20 protein-coding genes and 1 pseudogene are annotated in these 22244 nt (G+C 69.9%); 14 read left to right on the top strand and 7 right to left on the bottom strand.

Annotation, left to right across the window (positions count from 1 at the left end; translation table 11 throughout):
• Positions 1–116: 116 nt before the first annotated feature.
• The 13 genes from Acor_RS01660 to Acor_RS01600 all read left to right on the top strand — a co-directional run bounded on the left by Acor_RS01660 (position 117) and on the right by Acor_RS01600 (position 12687).
• Positions 117–1010 carry a tryptophan 2,3-dioxygenase gene (locus Acor_RS01660; protein ID WP_155334670.1) on the top strand — a complete coding sequence of 298 codons (894 nt, stop codon included), beginning with the start codon at positions 117–119 and terminating at the stop codon, positions 1008–1010.
• An 11-nt stretch (positions 1011–1021) separates the two neighbouring features.
• Positions 1022–2299 carry a kynureninase gene (kynU, locus tag Acor_RS01655; protein ID WP_155334669.1) on the top strand — a complete coding sequence of 426 codons (1278 nt, stop codon included), beginning with the start codon at positions 1022–1024 and terminating at the stop codon, positions 2297–2299.
• Complete coding sequence (locus Acor_RS01650; RefSeq protein WP_155334668.1) at positions 2296–3618, top strand: FAD-dependent oxidoreductase; 1323 nt, start codon at positions 2296–2298, stop codon at positions 3616–3618. Before kynU ends, Acor_RS01650 begins: the two co-directional genes overlap by 4 nt.
• The gene (locus Acor_RS01645) at positions 3615–5120 is read left to right on the top strand and encodes a 2-hydroxymuconic semialdehyde dehydrogenase (protein ID WP_246238342.1); all 1506 of its coding nucleotides are present in this window, start codon (positions 3615–3617) and stop codon (positions 5118–5120) included. The genes Acor_RS01650 and Acor_RS01645 overlap by 4 nt, the downstream gene beginning before the upstream one ends.
• Positions 5117–5917: a 2-keto-4-pentenoate hydratase gene (locus Acor_RS01640; RefSeq protein WP_155334667.1), complete on the top strand. Its 801-nt coding sequence runs from the start codon at positions 5117–5119 to the stop codon at positions 5915–5917. Before Acor_RS01645 ends, Acor_RS01640 begins: the two co-directional genes overlap by 4 nt.
• On the top strand, positions 5914–6825 hold the full coding sequence (locus tag Acor_RS01635; RefSeq protein WP_155334666.1) for an acetaldehyde dehydrogenase (acetylating): 912 nt from the start codon (positions 5914–5916) through the stop codon (positions 6823–6825). The genes Acor_RS01640 and Acor_RS01635 overlap by 4 nt, the downstream gene beginning before the upstream one ends.
• Positions 6822–7835, top strand: a complete 1014-nt coding sequence (gene dmpG / locus Acor_RS01630; RefSeq protein WP_155334665.1) for a 4-hydroxy-2-oxovalerate aldolase — start codon at positions 6822–6824, stop codon at positions 7833–7835. The genes Acor_RS01635 and dmpG overlap by 4 nt, the downstream gene beginning before the upstream one ends.
• A gap of 201 nt (positions 7836–8036) precedes the next feature.
• Positions 8037–8822, top strand: a complete 786-nt coding sequence (locus tag Acor_RS01625) for a 2-keto-4-pentenoate hydratase (RefSeq protein ID WP_246238341.1) — start codon at positions 8037–8039, stop codon at positions 8820–8822.
• Complete coding sequence (locus tag Acor_RS01620; RefSeq protein ID WP_246238340.1) at positions 8819–9343, top strand: RidA family protein; 525 nt, start codon at positions 8819–8821, stop codon at positions 9341–9343. Before Acor_RS01625 ends, Acor_RS01620 begins: the two co-directional genes overlap by 4 nt.
• Entirely contained in the window at positions 9340–9864 is a 525-nt protein-coding gene (locus Acor_RS01615; RefSeq protein WP_155334664.1) for a 3-hydroxyanthranilate 3,4-dioxygenase, read from the top strand. The genes Acor_RS01620 and Acor_RS01615 overlap by 4 nt, the downstream gene beginning before the upstream one ends.
• Complete coding sequence (locus Acor_RS01610) at positions 9864–10874, top strand: amidohydrolase family protein (RefSeq protein WP_155334663.1); 1011 nt, start codon at positions 9864–9866, stop codon at positions 10872–10874. The genes Acor_RS01615 and Acor_RS01610 overlap by 1 nt, the downstream gene beginning before the upstream one ends.
• A complete protein-coding gene (locus tag Acor_RS01605; protein WP_218034072.1) occupies positions 10871–12202 on the top strand; it encodes an alpha/beta hydrolase in 1332 nt (443 codons plus the stop codon). The genes Acor_RS01610 and Acor_RS01605 overlap by 4 nt, the downstream gene beginning before the upstream one ends.
• 203 nt (positions 12203–12405) lie before the next feature.
• Complete coding sequence (locus tag Acor_RS01600) at positions 12406–12687, top strand: hypothetical protein (RefSeq protein ID WP_155334662.1); 282 nt, start codon at positions 12406–12408, stop codon at positions 12685–12687.
• 127 nt (positions 12688–12814) lie between these two features.
• Here the strand turns inward: Acor_RS01600 and Acor_RS01595 are convergent, their stop codons facing one another.
• The gene (locus tag Acor_RS01595; protein WP_155334661.1) at positions 12815–13084 is read right to left on the bottom strand and encodes a hypothetical protein; all 270 of its coding nucleotides are present in this window, start codon (positions 13082–13084) and stop codon (positions 12815–12817) included.
• Between the two features lie 111 nt (positions 13085–13195).
• Positions 13196–13720 carry a hypothetical protein gene (locus Acor_RS01590; RefSeq protein WP_155334660.1) on the bottom strand — a complete coding sequence of 175 codons (525 nt, stop codon included), beginning with the start codon at positions 13718–13720 and terminating at the stop codon, positions 13196–13198.
• 427 nt (positions 13721–14147) lie between these two features.
• Between Acor_RS01590 and Acor_RS46090 the strand changes: the two are divergent.
• A pseudogene (locus tag Acor_RS46090) lies at positions 14148–14403 on the top strand (IS701 family transposase); the annotation flags it as partial.
• A 624-nt stretch (positions 14404–15027) separates the two neighbouring features.
• Here the strand turns inward: Acor_RS46090 and Acor_RS01585 are convergent.
• The 5 genes from Acor_RS01585 to rhaI all read right to left on the bottom strand — a co-directional run bounded on the left by Acor_RS01585 (position 15028) and on the right by rhaI (position 22237).
• Positions 15028–15894 (bottom strand): ISAs1 family transposase, encoded by an 867-nt coding sequence (locus tag Acor_RS01585; protein ID WP_170316752.1) that lies wholly within the window; start codon positions 15892–15894, stop codon positions 15028–15030.
• A complete protein-coding gene (locus Acor_RS01580; RefSeq protein WP_246238350.1) occupies positions 15789–16229 on the bottom strand; it encodes a transposase family protein in 441 nt (146 codons plus the stop codon). The genes Acor_RS01585 and Acor_RS01580 overlap by 106 nt, the downstream gene beginning before the upstream one ends.
• 161 nt (positions 16230–16390) lie before the next feature.
• Positions 16391–18292, bottom strand: coding sequence for a DNA helicase RecQ (gene recQ, locus Acor_RS01575; protein WP_155334722.1), 1902 nt, complete (start codon positions 18290–18292; stop codon positions 16391–16393).
• 330 nt (positions 18293–18622) lie between these two features.
• On the bottom strand, positions 18623–20638 hold the full coding sequence (locus tag Acor_RS01570; RefSeq protein WP_155334657.1) for a bifunctional aldolase/short-chain dehydrogenase: 2016 nt from the start codon (positions 20636–20638) through the stop codon (positions 18623–18625).
• A 450-nt stretch (positions 20639–21088) separates the two neighbouring features.
• Positions 21089–22237, bottom strand: a complete 1149-nt coding sequence (gene rhaI, locus Acor_RS01565; RefSeq protein WP_155334656.1) for an L-rhamnose isomerase — start codon at positions 22235–22237, stop codon at positions 21089–21091.
• Positions 22238–22244: the final 7 nt, after the last annotated feature.

Here is a 22244-nt window from a genome sequence, read left to right as displayed (position 1 = left end):
TAACCACAGGCTAATGGCGCATCGTACCGTTAAGTACTCATTCCGGGTCGGCGACCGATTCAGAGAGGATTGAGTCACTCAGGGAACAAACGTCACGCCCATTAGGGAGCCGACTCGTGGATAGCACCGACCGGGGCAGCATCGCGACGGTGCGGCCGTCCAGCGCGCGGGAGCGTGCGGTCAGGGTGGCCGCCAACGCCGGTGAACCCACGCTGGAGTTCGCCGACGGGCTGCCGTACGACGTGTACGTGCACGCCGGCACGCTGCACTCGCTGCAGCAGCCGGTGAGCGAGGACGCCGGCGAGATGTCCTTCCTGATGGTCAGCCAGATCATGGAGCTGTACTTCGGCCTGACCTGCTTCGAACTGCGCGAGGCGCAGCGGCTGCTGCGCGAGGACGACGTGTGGGGCGCGCTCAGCCCGCTGCGGCGCGCGGCGCTGCACGTCGAAGGGCTCAACGCGGCCTGGCGCGGGCTGCGCTGGATGACGCCGGCCGACTTCAACCGGTTCCGGGACCTGCTCGGCGAGGCCTCGGGCTTCCAGTCCGCCATGTACCGGCACCTGGAGTTCCTGCTGGGCCTCAGGAACGCGGCGCTGATCCGTCCCTTCCACCGGCAGCCGGAGGTCCAGGCGGAGCTGCTCGGCACGCTGCGCGCGCCCAGCCTGTGGGACGACGTGATCGCGGTGCTCGCCCGGCACGGCTTCGCCATCCCGCGCGCCGTACTCGTCCGCGACCCGGCCCAGGAGCACGAGCCGCACCCCGCGGTGGAGGCGGCCTGGGTGGAGATCTACCGGGACGACAGCCCCGGCAACCAGCTCAGGATGCTCGGCGAGGCGCTCACCGAGCTCGCCGAAGGGTTCGGCGACTGGCGCTACCAGCACCTCAAGGCGGTGCAGCGGGCCATGGGCGAGAAGCCGGGCAGCGGCGGCTCGGCCGGGGTGACCTGGCTGCGGCGCAGCATGGACCGGGTGGTCTTCCCCGAAATCTGGTCCGCCAGGACCTTCATCTGAGCGGGGCCACGATGACCTTCACCGAAGCCGGCGCGCGGCGGCGCGACGCGGCCGATCCCGGCCACCGCGCGCTCTTCCACATCCCACCGGCGGACGGCGGCCCGCACGACGAGGCCGCCTACCTGGCCGGGAACTCCCTGGGCCTGCAGCCGCGAGCCACCCGGGCCGACCTGCTCGGCGATCTGGACGCCTGGGCCAGGCTCGGCGTCGAGGGGCACCTGGAGGCGGACCGGCCCTGGCTGCCCTACCACGAGTCGCTGACCGGCGGCGCGGCCCGGCTGGTCGGCGCGCTGCCCGCCGAGGTCGTCGTGATGAACTCGCTGACGGTCAACCTGCACCTGCTCATGGTGTCGTTCTACCGGCCCGGGGGCGCGCGGACCCAGATCCTCATCGAGGATTCCGCCTTCCCGTCCGACAGCTACGCGGTGCGCAGCCAGGCGCGCTTCCACGGCCTGGACCCCGACGAGGCGGTGGTACGGCTGCGCCCCCGCCCCGGCGAGGACACGCTGCGCACCGAGGACGTCGTCGACCACCTCGCCCGGGAGGGCGACCGGGTCGCGCTGCTGCTGCTCGGCGGGGTCAACTACCTGACCGGCGAGCTCATGGACATCCCGGCCATCACCCGGGCCGGGCACGCCGCCGGAGCCCTGGTCGGCTGGGATCTCGCGCACGCCGCCGGCAACGTCCCGCTGGCGCTGCACGAGTGGGGGCCCGACTTCGCGGCCTGGTGCTCGTACAAGTACCTGAACTCGGGCCCGGGGGCGCTCGCGGGTGTGTTCGTGCACGAGCGGCACCTCGCCGATCCCGCGGTCCAGCGGTTCGAGGGCTGGTGGAGCACCGACCCGGCGACCCGCTTCGAGATGACGCCGGTCGCCCGTCCCCCGGCCAGCGCCGACGCGTGGCAGGTCTCCAACCCGCCGATCTACGCGATGGGCCCGGTGCGCACCTCGCTGGAGATCTTCGACAGGGTCGGGATGCCCGCGCTGCGGGCCCGCAGCGAACGCCTCACCGGCTACCTGGAACAGCTCCTGGACGAGGTAGTCCCGGCCCGGCCGATCACCGTGGTGACCCCGCGCGACCCGGCCAGGCGGGGCAGCCAGCTGTCGGTGCGGATCGGCACCGGCAGCGCGCACCGGCTGGCGAAGCGGCTGCGCCACGAGTACGGGGTGATCGCCGACGCCAGGGAGCCCGACATCGTGCGGGCCGCGCCGGTGCCGCTCTACTCCAGCTATCACGATTGCTGGCGTTTCGCCGACGCGCTCGCGCGCACCATCGAGGAGGTCCGATGAGTGACCCGGACGAAGTGGCGGTGGTCGGCGCCGGCCTGGCCGGCTGCCTGCTCGCCTGCTTCCTGGCCCGGCGCGGCCTGCCGGTGGCCCTGTACGAGCGCCGCCCCGACCCCCGGACCGGTACGGCGGAGCGGGGACGGTCGATCAACCTCGCCCTGTCCGAGCGCGGGCTCGACGCGCTCCGCCGGGTCGGCCTGGACCGGCAGGTCATGGCGGAGGCGCTGCCCATGCGCGGACGCGTCATCCACCCGGTCAAGGGCGAGCCGGACTTCCAGCCGTACAGCCACGACGGCGCCCGCGCGATCAACTCGATCAGCCGGGGAGCGCTCAACAACGCCCTGCTCGACGCGGCGGCGGCACTACCCGGTGTGCGGATCGCCTTCGGCCATCGGCTGACCGAACTCGATCCGAAGACCGGCGAGATGACGTTCGACACCGAGGGCGGCCCGGTCCGGGCGTGCGCGGCCGTCGTGATCGGCGCCGACGGGGCCGGCTCCGCGGTCCGCGCCCAGCTGCTGGCGCACGGCGGGCTGACCGAGAGCCTCGACGTGCTCGACTACGGCTACAAGGAGCTGACGATCCCGCCGCTGGACGGCGAGTTCGCGCTGGCCCCCGACGCGCTGCACATCTGGCCGAGGGGCACCTCCATGATGATCGCGCTGCCCAACCCGGACCGCTCGTTCACCTGCACACTGTTCTGGCCGACCAGCGGCACCGGCAGCTTCGCCTCGCTCGGCGACCCGGCCGCGATCGAGGGCCACTTCGCCGCCCACTACCCGGACCTGGGGCCGCTCGCCCCCACTCTCGTCGAGGACTACCGGCGCAACCCGGTGGGCACGCTCGGCACCGTACGCTGCCGGCCCTGGCAGGTGAACGGCACGGCGGGGCTGATCGGTGACGCCGCCCACGCGATCGTGCCGTTCTACGGGCAGGGCGCCAACTGCGCCTTCGAGGACGTGGTCGAGCTGGACCGCTGCCTGGCCGAGACCGGCGGCGACTGGACGGCCGCGCTGCCGCTGTTAGAGGCGCGGCGCGCGGACAACACCGAGGCGATCGCCCGGATGGCGCTGGCCAACTTCGTGGAGATGCGCGACAAGGTGGCCTCGCCGATGTTCCAGCTCGGCAAGAAGGCCGAGCACCTGCTGGAACGGGCCCTGCCCGGCCGGTACGTCTCCCGCTACGAGCTGGTCTCGTTCTCGACCGTGCCGTACGCGGAGGTGGCGCGCCGGGTGCGCCGCCAGCACCGGATGCTCGGCGCGGGAGCACTCGCCCTGGCCGTGAGCGCCGCCGCCTTCGTCCTCCTGAGGAGGAACCGATGACGTTGTGGCGGCCTGAGCTGATGGCCGGGCGGCCGGTCGGCGCGACTGGCCTGCTGAACAACTTCGTCGACGGCCGGTTCGTCCCCGGCGAGAAGACGTTCGCCAAGGTCAGCCCGGTCACCGGCGAGACGATCTTCGAAGTGGCCGAGGCGGGCCCCGGCACCGTGGACGCGGCGGTGGACGCCGCCCGCCGGGCGCTGCGCGGCCCCTGGGGCCGGATGAGCGAACAGGAGAGGGCCTCAGTGCTGCGCCGCGTCGCCGACGAGCTGGACCGGCGCTTCGACGACCTGGTGGCCGCCGAGGTGGCGGACACCGGCAAGCCGATCACTCAGGCCAGGACGCTGGACATCCCGCGCGGCGCGGCCAACTTCCGGACCTTCGCGGAGCTGGCCGCCACCGCCCCGACCGAGTCGTTCACCACGGCGACGGCGGGCGGCGGGCGGGCGCTCAACTACGCCGTGCGCAAACCGGTCGGCGTGGTCGCGGTCATCGTGCCGTGGAACCTGCCGCTGCTGCTGCTGACCTGGAAGGTCGCGCCGGCGCTGGCCTGCGGGAACACGGTCGTGGTCAAACCGTCGGAGGAGACCCCGGCGTCGGCGACGCTGCTCGCCGAGGTGATGGCCGCGGCCGGCGTGCCCGACGGGGTGTTCAACCTGGTGCACGGCTTCGGCCCCGGCTCGGCGGGCGAGTTCCTGACCCGGCACCCGGGCGTCGACGCGATCACCTTCACCGGCGAGTCGGCCACCGGCAGCGCGATCATGCGGGCCGCGGCCGACGGCGTCAAGGCGGTCTCGTTCGAGCTGGGCGGCAAGAACGCCGGCCTCGTCTTCGCCGACGCCGACCTGGACGCCGCCGTGGCGGGCTCGGTCCGGTCCGCCTTCACCAACGGCGGCCAGGTGTGCCTGTGCACCGAACGGCTGTACGTCCAGCGGCCGGTGTTCGAGGAGTTCGCCGCGCGGCTGGCGGAGCGGGCCGAGTCGATGGCCTTCGGCTGGCCGTCCGACCCGGCGACCGGCACCATGCCGCTGATCTCCCGGGCGCACCGCGACAAGGTGCTCGGCTACTACGACCTGGCCCGCGCCGAAGGGGCCACGGTGCTCGCCGGCGGCGATGCGCCGGTCTTCGGGGACGCCCGGGACGGCGGGGCGTACGTGCGGCCGACGGTGCTGACCGGTCTCGGGCCTGACGCCCGTACCAACCGGGAGGAGATCTTCGGCCCGGTCTGCCACCTCGCGCCGTTCGACGATGAGGAGGAGGCGTTCGCCCTCGCCAACGACAGCGATTACGGCCTGGCCGCGACGGTGTGGACGCGGGACGTCGGCCGGGCCCACCGGGCGGGGGCCGGGCTGGACGTCGGCATCGTCTGGGTCAACACCTGGTTCCTGCGTGACCTGCGCACCCCCTTCGGCGGCGTGAAAGCCTCCGGCGTCGGCCGCGAGGGCGGCGCGCACTCGCTCGCCTTCTACTCGGAGCTCACCAACGTATGTGTGGATCTGTCATGAACGCCGACATCGAGCGCGCGGCCGAGGTCCTGCGCCACGCCCGCGACACCGCGACTCCGTGCCCTCCCCTCCGCGGCGATCTGCTCCCCGAAGGGGACGTGGACTCCGCCTACGCCGTGCAGCTGGCACAGGTGCGGCGCTGGACGGCGGAGGGGCGGCGGCCGGTCGGCGCCAAGATCGGCCTGACCAACCCGGCCGTGCAGGGGTCCTTCGGCGTCTACCAGCCGGACTTCGGCGTCCTGTTCGCCGACATGGCGGTGAACGACGGCGCGGAGGTCGACCTCGGCCGGCTGCTGCAGCCGCGGGTGGAGGCGGAGATCGCGTTCGTGCTCGGCGCCGGCCTGGACCATGAGCAGGTGACGGTCGTGGACGTGATCCGCGCCACCGACTGCCTGCTGCCGGCGATCGAGATCGTCGACTCGCGGGTGGCCGGGTGGGACATCTCCATCGTGGACACGGTCGCCGACAACGCCTCCAGCGGCCTGTTCGTGCTCGGCACGACGCCCCGGCGGATCGCCGACGTCGACCTGCGGCTGTGCGGGGCGGTCCTCGAACACGCCGGCGAGCCGGTCTCGGTCGGCGCGGGCGCGGCCTGCCTCGGCAATCCGGCGCACGCCGTGGCCTGGCTGGCCGGGACCCTGGCCAGGGCCGGCCGTCCGCTGCGGGCCGGTGACGTGGTGCTGTCCGGGGCGCTCGGGCCGATGGTGCCGGTGACGCCGGGTGGCGCGTACGAGGCGCGCGTCTCCGGCCTCGGGTCGGTCCGGACCTGTTTCGGTACGCGGGAGGGGAAAGCGTGAGCGCCGGTGTGGCGGTGATCGGGTCGGGCAACATCGGCACCGATCTGATGATCAAAGTGTTGCGGCTGTCGAAGACGCTGCGGATGGTGGCCATGGCCGGCATCGATCCCGGCTCCGACGGCCTGGCGCGGGCCCGCCGGCTGGGCGTGGCCACCACGGACCAGGGCGTCGACGGGCTGATCGCGATGCCGGAGTTCGCCGGCGTCGAGGTGGTCTTCGACGCCACCTCGGCCGCCGCCCACCGGCGCAACGACGCGGCGCTGCGCGCCCACGGGAAGACCGTCATCGATCTCACCCCGGCCGCGATCGGGCCGTACGTGGTGCCGCCGGTCAATCTGGACCAGCACCTGGACGAGCCGAACCTCAACATGGTGACGTGCGGCGGGCAGGCCACCGTGCCGATCGTCGCGGCCGTCGGCCGCGTCACCCCGGTGGCGTACGGCGAGATCGTCGCCTCGATCGCCTCCAAGTCGGCGGGGCCGGGCACCCGGGCCAACATCGACGAGTTCACCGAGACCACGGCGCGGGCCATCGAGGTGGTCGGCGGCGCCGGGCGCGGGAAGGCGATCATCGTGCTCAACCCGGCGGATCCGCCGCTGCTCATGCGGGACACCGTCTACTGCCTGTGCCCCGACGCCGGCGCGGACCGGGCGGCCATCGCGCGGTCGGTGGCGGAGATGGCGGCGGCGGTGCGCGCGTACGTGCCCGGCTACCGCCTCAAACAGGAGGTGCAGTTCGACCAGGTCGCCAGCCACGTGCCCGCGCTGGGCGGGCCGTTCGCCGGGCTTCAGGTCTCCGTGTTCCTGGAGGTCTCCGGTGCCGGGCACTACCTGCCCGAGTACGCCGGCAACCTCGACATCATGACCTCGGCGGCGCTGCGCACGGCCGAACGCCTGGTGTCCCGATGAGCGGGCTCTACATCCAGGACGTGACGCTGCGCGACGGCATGCACGCCATCGCGCATCGGTACACCGTCGACCAGGTGAGCCGGATCGCCGCCGCGCTCGACGCCGCGGGCGTGGACGCCATCGAGGTCTCCCACGGCGACGGGCTGGCGGGCTCCAGCGTCAACTACGGGCACGGCGCGGCCGACGACGCGGCGTGGATCGCCGCCGCCGCGGCCGTGCTGACCAACGCGAGGCTGACCACGCTGCTGCTGCCCGGCATCGGCACCATCGCCGACCTCCGGGCCGCCCGCGATCTCGGCGTGACCAGCGTGCGGATCGCCACGCACTGCACCGAGGCCGACATCTCCGCCCAGCACATCTCCTGGGCCCGGGAGAACGGCATGGACGTGTCCGGGTTCCTGATGATGGCCCACATGAACGACCCCGCCGGCCTGGCCGGTCAGGCGAAGCTGATGGAGTCCTACGGCGCGCACTGCGTCTACGTCACCGACTCCGGCGGCAGGCTGCTCTCGCGCGAGGTCGCCGAACGGGTCGACGCCTACCGGCAGGTCCTCGACGAAGGCACCGAGGTCGGCATCCACGCCCACCACAACCTGTCACTCGGCGTCGCCAACAGTGTCACCGCCGTCGAGCACGGCGCCACCCGGGTCGACGCGTCCCTCGCCGGCCAGGGAGCCGGTGCGGGCAACGCCCCGCTGGAGGTCTTCGTCGCGGTCGCCGAACTGCACGGCTGGGAGCATGGCTGCGACGTCTTCGCCCTGATGGACGCCGCGGACGACCTCGTGCGACCACTGCAGGACCGGCCTGTGCGCGTGGACCGGGAGACGCTCTCCCTGGGCTACGCCGGCGTCTACTCCAGCTTCCTCCGCCACGCCGAACGCGCGGCGGCGAAGCACGGGGTGGACGTCCGCGCGATCCTGGTCGAACTGGGCCGCCGCCGAATGGTCGGCGGCCAGGAAGACATGATCGTCGACGTCGCCCTCGACCTCGCAGAAGGCAAGTCCCAATGACCGTAGACATTGCGCCCGACCTCCGACAGGCAATTCTCGGTGATCGTCGAGGTTGCGTCCGACCTCCGGAAGGCAAGTCCCGATCGACGTTGCGCCCGCCTCGTAGAAGGCAAGTCCCGATGAGCGTTGAAATCGCGCTCAACCTCGTAAGAGGCGAGTCCCGATGACCGTTGACGGCGCGCTCGTGGAAGGAAGGTCCCGGTGATCGGAGAAGTGCGGCTCCCCGACGTCGAGCAGCTGGCCGGCCGCCTTTTTGAGGCGGCCGAGGCGGCGACGGCCATCCCGCGGATCGCCGCGGCGGCCGGGCTCGATCCCGCCGCCGCGTACGCCGTCCAGGAGGCGCTCGTCGAACGGCGGCTCACTCGCGGGGAGCGGCTGGTGGGCCTGAAGATGGGGCTGACCAGCCGGGCCAAGATGGCGCAGGTCGGCGTGGACGAGGTGATCTGGGGACGGCTCACCGACGCGATGCGGTTCGACGACGGCGGCTCGGTGGACCTGAGCCGCTACATCCACCCTCGGGTCGAGCCCGAGATCGCCTTCCTGCTGTCCCGCAGCCCGGAGCCGGACGAGCCGGTCGGCGACTTCGCCTCGGCGGTGCGGGCGGTCGCCCCGGCGCTCGAACTGATCGACTCGCGCTACGAGGGTTTCGCGTTCTCGCTGCCCGACGTGATCGCCGACAACACCTCGGCGGCCGGTTTCGTCGTCGGCCCCTGGCGGCCGGTGCCGGCCGGGCTGGACAACCTCGGCGTGCTGCTGGAGGTAGGCGGCCGGGTGACGCAGACGGGCTCGACGGCGGCGATCCTCGGCGACCCGCGCCGCGCCCTCGACGCCGCGGTCCGGCTGGCCGGCCGGCGGGGAGCGCGGCTGGAGGAGGGCTGGGTCGTCCTGGCCGGCGCCGCGACCGCCGCGGTGCCCTTCCGGCCCGGAGATCACGTACGCGCGGTGGTCGAGGGACTCGGCACCGCGTCACTACGGGCACTCCCGTGAGCGAGCCGCAGAGCGTGACGGGTGCTCCCGTAAGTGAGTCGCGGATCGTGACAGGCGCTCCCGCAAGCGAATCGCAGAGCGTCACGGGCGCTTCCCTGAGCGAATCGCGGATTGTGGCGGGCAAGGCGGCTCCGCGCGGGCGTTTCCCGCATGTGAAGGTCGCCGGTGGCTTCGCCTTTGTCTCCGGGACGTCGAGTCGCCGGGCGGACAACACCATCGCGGGCGTGCAGGTCGACGCGCTGGGCACCACCGCGCTGGACATCCGGGTGCAGACCCGGGCGGTGATCGAGAACATCCGCGACATCCTCGCCGCGGTCGGGGCAGGTTTGCCCGACCTGGTGCAGGTGACCACGTATCTGGTGAACATGAATGACTTCGGCGGCTACAACGAGACCTACGCCGAGTATTTCGACGAGGACGGTCCCACCAGGACCACGGTCGCCGTGCACCAACTCCCCCATCCCCATCTGCTGATCGAAATACAGGCCGTGGCCTTGCTGCCGGAAGGAGTCAGGAAATGAGCGATACCGCGGAGCCGGTGAGCTTTCCCGGCTGGATCGAGGAGAACGGGCACCTGCTCAAGCCTCCGGTGAACAACAAGGAGATGTTCCCGGGCGGGGCCGACTTCATCGTCCAGGTGGTGGGCGGCCCCAACCAGCGCACCGACTTCCACGTCGACCCGTACGAGGAGTACTTCTACCAGGTCAAAGGGAATATGCACGTCAACCTGATGACGCCGGGCGGACCGCAGACCGTACACATCCGGGAGGGCCAGATGTGGGTGCTGCCCCGCGGTGTGCCGCACTCGCCGCAGCGGCCCGAGGCCGGCTCGATCGGGATGGTGCTCGAACGGATCCGCGAGGAGGGAACCCTGGAGAAGTTCCAGTGGTACTGCCTCAGCTGCGGCAACCTGCTCCACGAGGTGGAACTCCAGGTGCGGGACATCGTGACCGACCTGCCGCCGGTGTTCCAGGCGTTCTACGCCGACGAGAACGCCCGCACCTGCGCCGGCTGCGGCGCGCTCCACCCGGGCAAGGGCTGATGTCCACACCGGTCGTCGACGTGCACACCCACGTCGTGCCGAAGGGCTGGCCGGACCTGTCCGCCCGGTGCGGCGGCTCCGGCTGGCCCCGGCTGCGCGTGGACTCGGAACGCCACGCCATGATCATGGTCGGCGAGACCGAGTTCCGCCCGGTCGGCGCCGAATGCTGGGACGCCGACACCCGGCTGACCGACATGGACGCGGACGGCATCGACATCCAGGTGGTGTCCCCCACGCCGGTGTTCTTCTCCTACGAACGCCCGGCCGCCCAGGCGATCAAGGTGGCGCGCATCTTCAACGACCTCACCCTTGAGGTGACCGCGGGCGGCGGCGACCGGCTGGTGCCGTTCTGCCAGGTACCGCTGCAGGACCCCGACGCGGCCTGCGCCGAACTGGACCGATGCCTGGCCGCCGGCCACGCGGGCGTCGAAATCGGCAACCACGTCGGCGACCGCGATCTCGACGACGCGGGCATCGTGACGTTCCTCCAGCACTGCGCAGAAGTCGGCGCCCCGGTCTTCGTGCACCCATGGGACATGCCCGGCGGGCCTCGGCTGGACCGCTGGATGGCGCGCTGGCTGACCGGCATGCCGGCCGAGACCCACCTGTCCATCCTGGCGCTCATCCTCGGCGGCGTACTGGACCGCGTGCCGCTCTCACTGCGCCTGTGCTTCGCCCACGGCGGGGGCAGCTTCCCGTTCTGGCTCGGCCGCGCGGACAACGCCTGGCACCACCGCGGCGACCTGGTACGGGGCCGATCCTCCGCTCCCCCAAGCCACTACGTCGACCGCTTCTCCGTCGACACCGTGGTGTTCGACCCGGCGGCGCTGCGACTGCTGGTGAACACGATGGGCGAGGACCAGGTACTCCTCGGCAGCGACTACCCCTATCCGCTAGGCGAACGCCCCGCCGGACAGGTAGTACGCACGGCTGACTTCCTGACCCCCGCACAGCGCACCAAACTCCTGTCCGGCAACGCGCTCCGCTTCCTCGGCAGAGAGAACCGATGACACCGATGCCCACACCGCACGTCCCGGCGGCGACCAACTCCGCCCACGTCCCGGCGGTGGCCGACCCCGGCCTGGTAGCCGACCCCGCACACACCCCGTTGACCAGCTCCGCGCACATCCCGGTCGCGGCCGACCCCCGCCTGGCAACTGACCCCGCCCACGTCCCGCTCGCAGCCGACCCCCGCCTGGTAACCGACCCCGCACACATCCCGGCCGTGGCCGACCCGTTGACCAGCTCCGCGCACGTCCTGGTTGTGGCCGGCCCCGGGCTGGTAGCCGACCCCTCTCTCCTCCGGCAGGTCGGCGAGGCCGAATGGGAACAGCTGGGCGTTCCCGGCCGTCTGGTGACGGTCACCTGCGCGGGCGAGTTCGGCGAGGTGCTCCATGAGGCGGGCCGGGACCGGTCCTGCGCGATCGTGGCGTTGCCCGGGCCGGACGCGGGCGTCCGCGCGCTGTTGTCCCGTCCCGGCCCCCAGACCGTCTGGTATGACATGGCCGACGTCGGACCAGTCGCTTTCGCCGCGGGATCGTCGCATCTGTCCGGCCGGGGCCTCTGGGGATTGACCTGGGCGATCCGGCACGCCGTACACCGCCTGCGGCATCCCGCGCGCCGCATCGCTTACGGCCAGGACGCCGAACAGTGGGGCGAACTTCGACTGCCCCCGGACCACGACGGCCACGCGCTGCCGGTGGCGGTTCTGGTGCACGGCGGGTACTGGCGGTCGATCTGGGCGGCCGACCTGATGGACGCGCTCGCCATCGACCTGGCCCGCCGCGGTTACGCCGCGTGGAATCTCGAATACCGCCGCCCCGACCGGCACGGCTGGCAGGCCACCACCGAGGACGTCGCGGCCGGAATCGCCGCGCTGACGGCCGTCGCCGACGTCCCCCTCGACCTCGATCGGGTCGCGGTGATCGGCCACTCGGCCGGCGGCCAGCTCGCCCTGCGCGCCGCGGCCGACGGCCCCGGGATCGCGCTCGCCGTCTCGCTGGCCGGAGTCGTCGACCTCACCGAAGGAGAACGGCGGCGGGTCGGCACGGGCGCCGTCCCTCTCGCCCTCGGCGGCACCCGGGCCGACCTTCCCGAGGTGTACGCGTCCGCCGATCCGATGAGCAGGCTCCCGGCAGGCGTACCGCAGATCATCGTGCAGGGATGCGAGGACGATCTCGACCTGATCGACTTCAACCGGCGCTACGTCGCGAAGGCCCACCTGACCGGCGACGACGTGACCCACGTCGAACAGGCGGGAGACCATTTCGCGGTCATCGACCCAGCCTCGGACATCTGGCACGCCACCGCCGCCCAGCTGGATCGGCGGCTCCGCTGACCGGTTCTGCCGACGAAGCCGCCCGGCGACGCTCCTACAACCAGTCGATTGAATACCGCTTGCCCGATGCGCCCCAAGAGGCCGGATGGAGGCTGCCTGTGATCAGTGCCGCCCCGGGCCGTACGAGCCCTTGGGAGAGCGAACCATGAGCGAGCCCCGCGGTCCCGCCCGACGGCGAGGATCGGCCGACATGGTTTGCCCGATTGATCCGGATGCTGGAGACCTCGGCGGCGGTCGTCGCCGCGCTGGCGACGCTGGTCGCCGGGGGCAACGCGCTGCTCAAGGAGCTGGTGGGGGACGACCCGCGCGCGGCCACGGCCGCCACTGCCACCGAGCCCGATGACCGCCCCAACGGACGATTACCTCCGATGGATTTACCACTTGGCGTGCATGCGGAATCAAACACCGTCTGCTTGCGCGTTTCGGCAGCTGGCCACGCCGGACAAGACCCAACATTCTGGGCGAACCCACATATCAGACCATAAAAGTCATGGTTAGGTGCGGAGTCGCGCTCGGGCACGCGATCGCAGCCACGGTGCAGAATCGCGCTCAAGCGTGTGATCACAAGAAGCCGTGCCGGTACTACATTCGTAGATTCACGGGCGTGCCGTGTCAGCGCGCACAGGTCGCCCCAGATCTCTCGATGCCGTCCACGCCTACGGCGTACACCGCCGCGATGGTGAGCTCGGCGAGCGGCGCGACGACCACCGCGAAGAACGACGCGGTGACGCCGAGGCTGAGCACCGGGCGGAACCAGCCGGGCAGCCCGATCACCGCCAGTTCGTCCAGCGGGCTGCCACTGGTGCCGAGATCGCCGAGCGGCTTGTATCCAGCCACCTGGCTGTAGGCGGCGAAGACGTACAGAAGGCCGACGCCCGCCACGCTCCATGATCGCCCTCGGGACGGCCTTGAACGGGTGGGGACCGCCACTTCACGTTCTACGAGCTCGGGGATAGGCTCCATCGACCCCACGCGCCGCATTCAGGGCGTTGATCAGACCTTGGCGCACATCGCGTACGGCTGCGCAGCGACGTCGGTGGTATTGGGGTTGGTCACCTGCACTCTCCAGCCTTCCTGGGCGGTTGGTCGGGAGGTGTCGACGAAGAATGCCCCACCCTGCACCGAAACCCACCCACCACCCGTGACAACCTCCCCCGCCTGGCAGGAGGCGATTCCTGCGATGGTGGTCTTGGGCGCGACTGTGAAAGCCGGGCCACTTCGCTGGGTGATCTTGCCGAGGCCGTCGCTCCGCTCACCCTTATCACCCTTGGGGCCCCGGGGGCCTTCAGGGCCGCGCGGCCCCGACACGCCTGTCGCGTTTCCCTCGCGGTCCCATGCGATCGACTTCCAGCCCTTACGGCACTTGGCCCCGAGGGCCAGCCGTAACGCACCGTCCGACGGTCGGTAACACGCCTTGATCGTCGCGGGTGACGACGTGGACGACGCCTGCGCCGCGGTGGACACCAGAATCACCGCTCCTACGCCCGCCGCGGCCAGTACGATCCGCCTTGCGCTCATGTGTTCTTCTCCTTCAGGACCCGCCGGAATTCCGGCCAGCCATGCTGGCCGGGCGCGTCGCCCAAGCGGGTGGTGCCGACGACGTCGCATAGGTCGATGGTAAAAAACGCCCGGATTCCGCTGCTAGTACAAGATCTGTACTGACTTATGGCCCTGCTATTGAAGGGTGACCAGCCTGGTCGCACTAGTTTCTCGCATGGGCAGTTCTGCCTTGTCGCCAAGGCGTTTGGAACTGCTTGACGAGCGTTGGACGCTCCTCATCGTCCGCGAGTTGGCCACCGGAAGCTGGCACTTCAACGAGCTGCGCCGGAGTCCTGCGGTTGTCCCCTTCCCTGCTGTGCCGGGCGTGGGCGACCCTCATCTGGTCCCTCATCGACAGCCTCCGGCTCGTCGAGGCCGATCGCGCCCTCCGCGACGCGCTGGACTTACCGCGATCAGGGAACTGATCCGCATCGCCGGGATGCGCTGGAAGATCGAGGAGAACAACGAGCAGGGCAAAGACTGCTCGGCCCGACCCGGTACCAGGTCCGCGAGTGGACGCCGGGGCATCGCGATGTCACCACCGTGATGCTCGCGCTGGCCTTCTCGCTGTCACCCGCGCCCGTCTGACCGGCATTGACGCCCCCGCCGCGCGTGAGGACAAGCAGGGAAAAGGGATGGCGCTCCGGGTACCTTCGGGGTAAGTCCTCCCCGTCTTATCCATCCTTCTCTGGCCGAGATCCGCCGGGGTCCTGGCCCGGCTGTTCCTCCCTGCGGCATGTCTGGTCGAGCACGTCCTGACCTGGTCCAACTTCCTTAGGCAGCACCGGACACGAGCGCTGACCAGCCATTACCGAAGACCTGGAGACCCGCCGCCTTGCGATCTACGAAGGCCCGGGGTCGTGGCCGAGGGCAACCGCGTCGTGCACGATCAGGTCCTCCACCTGGTCCAAATGCCCGCGCACCTCGGCGTTGCTCTGCGCCAATGTAGTACCGGGTACCGGATTTTTGGGGTCCGATCTATTCGTCGAGGTATTCTCCACTCTTGCTTCCACCGCTTGATACCACCCGGGGGTCCTGGGCGAGCTTCGCTTACCATCCCACGACGTCGTCGCTTCACCCGTTGGGCGACTCCCCTGGAATGTGGGCCGTGAAATCCTACAGCCGGACAAAAGGAATTGCTCTGACCTGGATTCCACGAGATCGGACACACTTTTGGTCGCCACCGACAGGAGTCCAACCTAAACCGTGTGCTCTTCTCGGTAGCGCGTGGGGTGGTCTCGATTAGCAGGGCTGAATGCGTTCTCACATCGTGAGACCGAGGGCGATCAGTGAGTGTTCGAAGTTGTCGCGTGCCCAGCGGGTTCCGTCGGCGATGTTGGTGAAGTTGAGCAGGCGTAACGCGCCGATCGCGTAGCTGCGCATGGTCGACAGAATTGATGGGGCCGAGGCGGTGCGGACTCGGTAGTGATCCTCCCGGAACACCACGTCATGCACATAATGATCTCTGTTTCGATGGACCACTCGCCACGGATCAGTTGCGCGAGTCGCCGGGGACCGGCCAGGGCCGCGGGCAGGTTGGTGACACCCAGGACCGCCACGCTCGACAGAGGCTTCCAGGCCAGGTCATAGACGTGGCGTTCGACGAGGTAGACCTGCCTGACATGCGGGAACCGTGTCCCGGACGGGGCGGGCCCGACCTGGATGGTGCGGATTTCGATCCGGCCGTGGCCCCGGTCGTAGGTTGTCCAGCCGATCGGGATCTCGTGCCAGGCCAAGGCGTCGAGCTGGTCGAACAGGCCGGGCTGGTTGCCCCCGACGGGGAAGAGGTAGTAGGCGTCACGGCTGTGGAGGTAGCGGGCGTGAGCACGTTGCGTGTGCATCATGTCCGCGCCGATGACCATGCTGGTGAGGCTGGGAAGTTGGTCCAGCAACGGCCGGAAAGCCTTGATCTCGTTGGTTTTCGACCCGACGTCGAGGTGGGCGACGGTGAGGCCGTCCAGGGCGAGGTGAGCGCCGAGCCGATGCCGGGCCGCGGTGTCATGAGTGGCGGTGCCGCGCTGGGTCTTCCCGTCCACGATCAAGGGGATCAGCTCGTCGGGATCGTCGTAGAGGCCGGCCAGCTGGGCGGCTCGGTGAGCGGCGTAGGCGGCGTCGAGGTGTGCGGCCTTGACCTGCGCGATCGTGCGGCACACGGTGTCGGGACGCGGGGCTTGGCAGTGGCCGGTCCGCTGATCACGCCGGGCTCCGAGTTGTTCAGGACCGGTTGCGGTGCTTTCCGGATCCAGTGCCGGATCGCCGCGTAGGAGACGGCGCCGGACACGATCGCCGCTTGGACCAGCGCCAGGATGACGACCAGGGAGTGCCGTCGCCCACGCGGGTCACGGGGATCGGGGATCTGCGCCCAGACCTGGCGAAGATCGGTCAGATCCATCTTCGGCCCGTTGTCGGCAGCCGAGTCTTCATGCTGGTCGGCGTCACTGACGATGGTGGTGATGGCGGACAGGACGGGCGGCATGGCAGACTGCACGGACAACGAGACCCCGTTGATCGGATTTGGTGTGGTAACCGCCGTTCTATGGGGTCTTGTTGCATGTCAGGGCTGCGCCACGCCGTACGCGATCCACCTGTGACCCGCAGAACCGGCACTCACCGTCTCAACATCCGAGAATGCTGTCGGCCCTGTCTCGATTAGAGCTGGTCCGGTTCTGTGGGTTCGGTGTTTGGGTCGGATTGTTGAGGGTGGAGGACGTCGAGGACCTGCTGGCCGTATTTGGCGAGTTTGTTTTCGCCGATGCCGCTTATTTGGCCCAACTCGGATAGCGAGGCTGGGGTGCGGGTGGCGATTTCGCGGAGGGTGGCGTCGTGGAAAATGATGTAGGCGGGGAGGCCCTGTTCTTTGGCGATGGTGGCGCGCCAGGTCCGGAGGTCTTCGAAGGTGGCGCTCTCGGTCTCGGAGAGGTCGGTGGCCTGGAGGCGGGCGGCGGTGGCCTTCGGGTCGGACTTGGAGGTGGAGCGGGCGGGTTTGGTGCGTTCGGGTTCGCGGCGGAGGAGGACCTGATGGTTGCCGCGGAGGACGTCGGCGCTGGCGTCGGTGAGGACCAAGGTGCCGTAGTCTCCCTCGACGGTGAGGAGGCTCTGGGCCAGGAGCTGGCGGACTACGCCGCGCCATTCGGATTCGCGGAGTTCGGTGCCGATGCCGAAGACGGTGAGGGAGGCGTGGTCGTGCTGGAGGACCTTGTCGGTTTTGCGGCCCAGCAGGATGTCGACGATCTGGCCGGCGCCGAACTTCTGGCGGCGTTCGCGCTGGAGGCGCAGGACGGTGGAGAGGAGTTTCTGGGCGGGGATGGTGCCGTCCCAGGACTCGGGTGGGGTGATGCAGGTGTCGCAGTTGCCGCAGGGGGCGCTTTTCTGGCCGAAATAGTCGAGGAGGCGGACGCGGCGGCAGTCGATGGTCTCGCAGAGGGCGAGCATGGCTTCGAGGTGGGTGCCGAGACGGCGGCGGTGGGTGTCGTCGCCTTCGGAGGTTTCGATGAGGCGGCGCTGCTGGACCACGTCCTGAAGACCGTAGGCGAGCCAGGCGGTGGAGGGCTGGCCGTCACGGCCGGCGCGGCCGGTTTCCTGGTAGTAGCCCTCGACGGATTTGGGCAGGTCGAGGTGGGCGACGAAGCGGACGTCGGGTTTGTCGATGCCCATGCCGAAGGCGATCGTGGCGACCATGATCAGGCCGTCTTCACGGAGGAAGCGGGACTGGTTGGCGGCCCGGGTCCGGGCGTCCAGGCCCGCGTGGTACGGCAGCGCGGGGATGTCGTTCTGGGTGAGGAATTCGGCGATCTTGTCGACCGAGGCCCTGGACAGGCAGTAGATAATGCCCGCGTCTCCGGCGTGTTCGTTGCGCAGGAGGCTCAGGAGCTGGCGCCTGGGCTCGTTCTTCGGCGCGATGCGGTACTGAATGTTCGGGCGGTCGAAGCTCGCGACAAAGTGGCGGGCGTTCTCCAGGTTCAGGCGGGCGGCGATCTCGGCGTGGGTCGCGGGGGTGGCCGTGGCGGTCAGCGCGACCCGGGGCACGGTGGGCCAGCGTTCGTGCAGGGTGGACAGGGCCAGGTAATCGGGCCGGAAATCGTGCCCCCACTGGGCGACGCAGTGGGCTTCGTCGATGGCGAAAAGGGAGATCTTCCCGCGGTCGAGCAGCCGTAGCGTGGCGTCGACCCGGAGGCGTTCCGGCGCCAGGTAGAGCAGGTCGATCTCACCGGCGGCGAAGCAGGCTTCGACGGCCTGGCGCTCGTCGATCCCCTGGGTCGAGTTGAGGAACCCGGCTCGCACGCCGAGTGCCGTCAGCGCGTCGACCTGGTCCTGCATGAGCGCGATGAGAGGCGAGATCACCACTCCGACGCCGTCTCTGACCAGCGCCGGAATCTGGTAGCACAGGGACTTGCCGCCGCCGGTCGGCATCAGCACGAGGGCGTCCCCACCGGCTACGACATGCTCGATGATCTCCTGTTGTCCCTCCCGGAAGGAGTCGTAGCCGAAGATTTTTCGCAGCACATGGGTGGCGGCGCTCGCCGTGGGATCCGACGCCTCGGCGTCGTCCATCGGCCCGCCCTCGGGGGGAAGCACCCGCCCACCCTACGAGACCGCAACGCCACCCGGATCCAACCTGTGGATAACCATCGCACTGCTTTCTCGATCACCGGCGAGGCCGGCGACGCCAGGTGGACGCATCGCCGGGTTGATCACCGTTATCCGGCGCCGTTCACGCAGGTGATGGTTGGCGCCATACCGGCGCCAAGGAGGCGCGCTCCACATGGTTCCAGCCTCGCAGGCCGCGACGATGACGATGTCCGCGAGGGAGGCAGCGGAGGAATGCCACGGATCCTCCGGCCTGCGCCAGGAGATGAAGGACGTGGCGGCCGGCACAGGATCTCAACGGAGGAAGGCCGCGGCGATTCCGGCGTCTACGGGGATGTGGAGGCCGGTGGTGTGGGTGAGTTGGGTGAGGAGGTAGACGGCCTGGGCTACGTGTTCTGGGAGGACTTCCTTCTTGAGGAGGGTTCGCTGGGCGTAGTACTCGCCCAGGCGTTCTTCGGGGACGCCGTAGACGGCCGCGCGGTTGGCGCCCCAGCCGGCGGCGAAGATGCCGGAGCCGCGGACCACGCCGTCGGGGTTGACGCCGTTGACGCGGATGGAGTGTTCTCCGAGTTCGGCGGCGAGGAGGCGTACCTGGTGGGCCTGGTCGGCTTTGGCGGCGCCGTACGCGAGGTTGCTGGGGCCGGCGAACACGGCGTTCTTGGAGGAGATGTAGACGATGTCGCCGCCCATGGCTTGGGTGATCATGACGCGGGCGGTTTCGCGGGAGACGAGGAAGGAACCCCGGGGCATCACCCGGTGCTGGAGGTCCCAGTCGGCGGCGGTGGTGTCCAGGAGGGAGCTGGACAGGGAGAGGCCGGCGTTGTTGACCACCAGGTCGATGCCGCCGAAGGCGAGGACGGCCGTACTGACGGCGGTGCGGATCTGATCCTCCGAGGTCACGTCGACGGGGACGGCGACGGCGGATTCGCCGAGTTCGGCGGCGAGTTTCTCGGCGGCGGCCAGGTCGCGGTCGGCGATGACGACGCAGGCGCCCTCGGCGGAGAGGCGGCGGGCGGTGGCGGCGCCGATGCCGGAGCCGCCGCCGGTGACGAAGGCGATTCTGGTGGCGAGCGGCCGGGGCGGGGGTATCCGGCGGAGTTTGGCCTCTTCGAGGTCCCAGTATTCGATCCGGAACTTCTCCGACTCCTCGATCGGGGCGTAGGAGGAGACGGATTCGGCGCCGCGCATGACGTTGACGGCGTTGAGGTAGAACTCGCCGGCGACGCGGGCGGTCTGCTTGTCGCGGCCGAAGGAGAACATGCCGACGCCGGGGATCAGGACGATGGCGGGGTCCGCGCCGCGCATCGCCGGGGAGTCCGGGGTCGCGTAGCGGTGGTAGTAGGCGGCGTAGTCGTCCCGGTAGGAGGCGTGCAGCTCGCGCAGGCGGGCGATCGCGTCGTCGAGAGGTGCGTCGGGGGGCAGGTCCAGGACCAGGGGGGAGACCTTGGTCCGGAGGAAGTGGTCGGGGCAGGAGGTGCCCAGGGCGGCCAGGCGCGGGTGTTCCGCGCGGGACAGGAAGTCGAGGACCTCGGAACTGTCGGTGTAGTGGCCTACCATCGAGGCGTCGGTGCTGGCCAGGCCTCTGACCAGCGGGAACAACGCGGCCGCGCGTTCGCGTCTGGCCGCGTCGGGGAGGGGGTCGAAGAGCGTGGGACCGAAGGGTTCGGGTCTGCCGTGCTGGGTCAGATATGTGCTGGCGGTCTGGATGATCTCCAGGGAGTGGTTCTCGCACTCGGCGGACGTGTCGCCCCAGGCCGTGATGCCGTGGCCGCCGAGGATGACGCCGATAACCTCGGGGTTGTCGCGGCGTACGGCGGCGATGTCCAGCCCGAGCTGGAATCCGGGGCGTCGCCACGGCACCCAGACCACCCGGTTACCGAAGATCGCCCGAGTCAGGGCTGGGCCGTCGGCGGCGGCCGCGATGGCGATCCCCGCGTCGGGATGCAGGTGATCGATGTGCGCGGCGTCCACCAGCCCGTGCATCGCCGTGTCGATCGACGGGGCCGCCCCGCCGAGACCGTGCCGGCAGAAGTCGAAGGCGCCGACCATCTCGTCCTCACGCTCGACCCCGGGATACACCCCGGCCAGCGCCCGGAGCCGATCGAGCCGCAGCACGGCCAGCCCGGCTTCCGTCAGCGTCCCCAGGTCGCCCCCTGACCCTTTGACCCACATCAACTCGACGTCGCCGCCGGTGACGGGATCAACCGCCTCCCCCTTGGCGGAGACGTTCCCCCCGGCGTAGTTCGTATTGCGTGGGTCCGCCCCCAGCGCGTGGGCTCGTCCAAGCAATTCCTCGACGACAAGGTCCATCACATTTCCTCACTGCTCATCAAATAGATGACATCACGCACATGTCCGCCTGTGCGCAAATGAGTGGCACCGACCTGAGGGCCCGATCTCTTTTCGCGGTGTGCACCAGGTCCGCCTGTGCGCGGATGAGTGGCACCGACCCCACTCATCCGCGCACCGGAGGATCTGCTCGCCGATCTCCAGGCGCATCCCGCTCATCCACGCATGGCGTCCAGCCCCTCGGCGATGTGCTCCACCTCGGCGCGCCACCGGCGCGGCTCCGCGCGGGCCGCCGGGTGCAGAAGGCCCCTGTGCCTCTGCTCGCAGATCTCCCGGCACCCCCGCCCATCCGCGCGCAAGAAGATCAGGCACGCATGATCTACGCCTTTTCGTCCCACCCATCCGCGCGCAAGAAGATCAAGCACGCAAGATCTACGCCTTCCCGCGCTACCCAGACCGCGGGAAAGAGGGTCAGGCACCCCAGCCCGCCTGAGCTCCCCCCACCCGCTCCGCGACTATCTTCTCCGCGTAGCCGGAGGCCGCGTACGCCTTCATGGGGTCGGGGGCGAGGGACATCTCCTCCCGAAGTTCACCCAGAAGGGGACGGACATCTGTGTTGTAAGCGTCCATCAGGACGGCGTTGGCACCGAGCACGTCACCCGAGGACTGCGCGTCGCCGAGGGCGGCCCGGTCCACCAGGAGGGCCTTCGCGGTGGCTTCCTGGACGTTCATGACCGACCGGATCTGGCCGGGGATCTTGGGTTCGATGTTGTGGCACTGGTCGAGCATGAAGGCGACATCTGGCCCGTACCCGCCCCCGCGGATCACCTCGTACATGATCCGGAAGAGCTGGAACGGGTCGGCGGCGCCGACCATCAGGTCGTCGTCGGCGTAGAAGCGGGAGTTGAAGTCGAAGCCGCCCAGTTTCCCCTCGCGGAGCAAGAACGCGACGATGAACTCGATGTTGGTTCCGGGGGCGTGGTGCCCGGTGTCCACGACGACCTGGGCCTGCGGGCCGAGACGGAGGCAGTGGGCATAAGCGGTCCCCCAGTCGGGAACGTCGGTGACGTAGAAGGCGGGCTCGAAGAGCTTGTATTCGAGCAGGAACCGCTGCGACGGCCCAAGCCGCGCATACACCTCGGAAAGCGCGTCGGCGAGCCGATCCTGGCGGGCCCGGATGTCGTCCTGGCCGGGGTAGTTGATGCCGTCGGAGAACCACAGTTTGAGCGTGCCGGAGCCGGTCGCGTCCATGATGTCGACACATTCGAGCAGATGCCCGATCGCTTTGCGGCGGACCCCCGCGTCGGGGTGGGTGACGCTGCCGAGCATGTAGTCGTCGTCCTGGAACACGTTGGAGTTGATCGCGCCGATGCCCACGCCGACGTCGCGGGCGTGCCGCGCCAGGTCGGCGTAGTCGTCGACGCGATCCCACGGGATGTGCAGGGCGACCGTGGGCGCGACGCCGGTGAACCGGTGCACCTGCGCCGCGTCGGCAAGCTTCTCGTACGGATCGCGCGGCACCCCACGCTGGGCGAACACCTTGAACCGGGTGCCCGAATTCCCAAAAGCCCACGACGGCGTCTCAATGTGCTGAGCTCGCAGGAGAGCCTTAACGTCCACAGTCGTC

Source organism: Acrocarpospora corrugata (assembly GCF_009687845.1).
GTDB classification, from domain to species: domain Bacteria; phylum Actinomycetota; class Actinomycetes; order Streptosporangiales; family Streptosporangiaceae; genus Acrocarpospora; species Acrocarpospora corrugata.
Note: the sequence above shows the minus strand (reverse complement) of the source record. Positions and strands in the feature narration are given on the sequence as shown.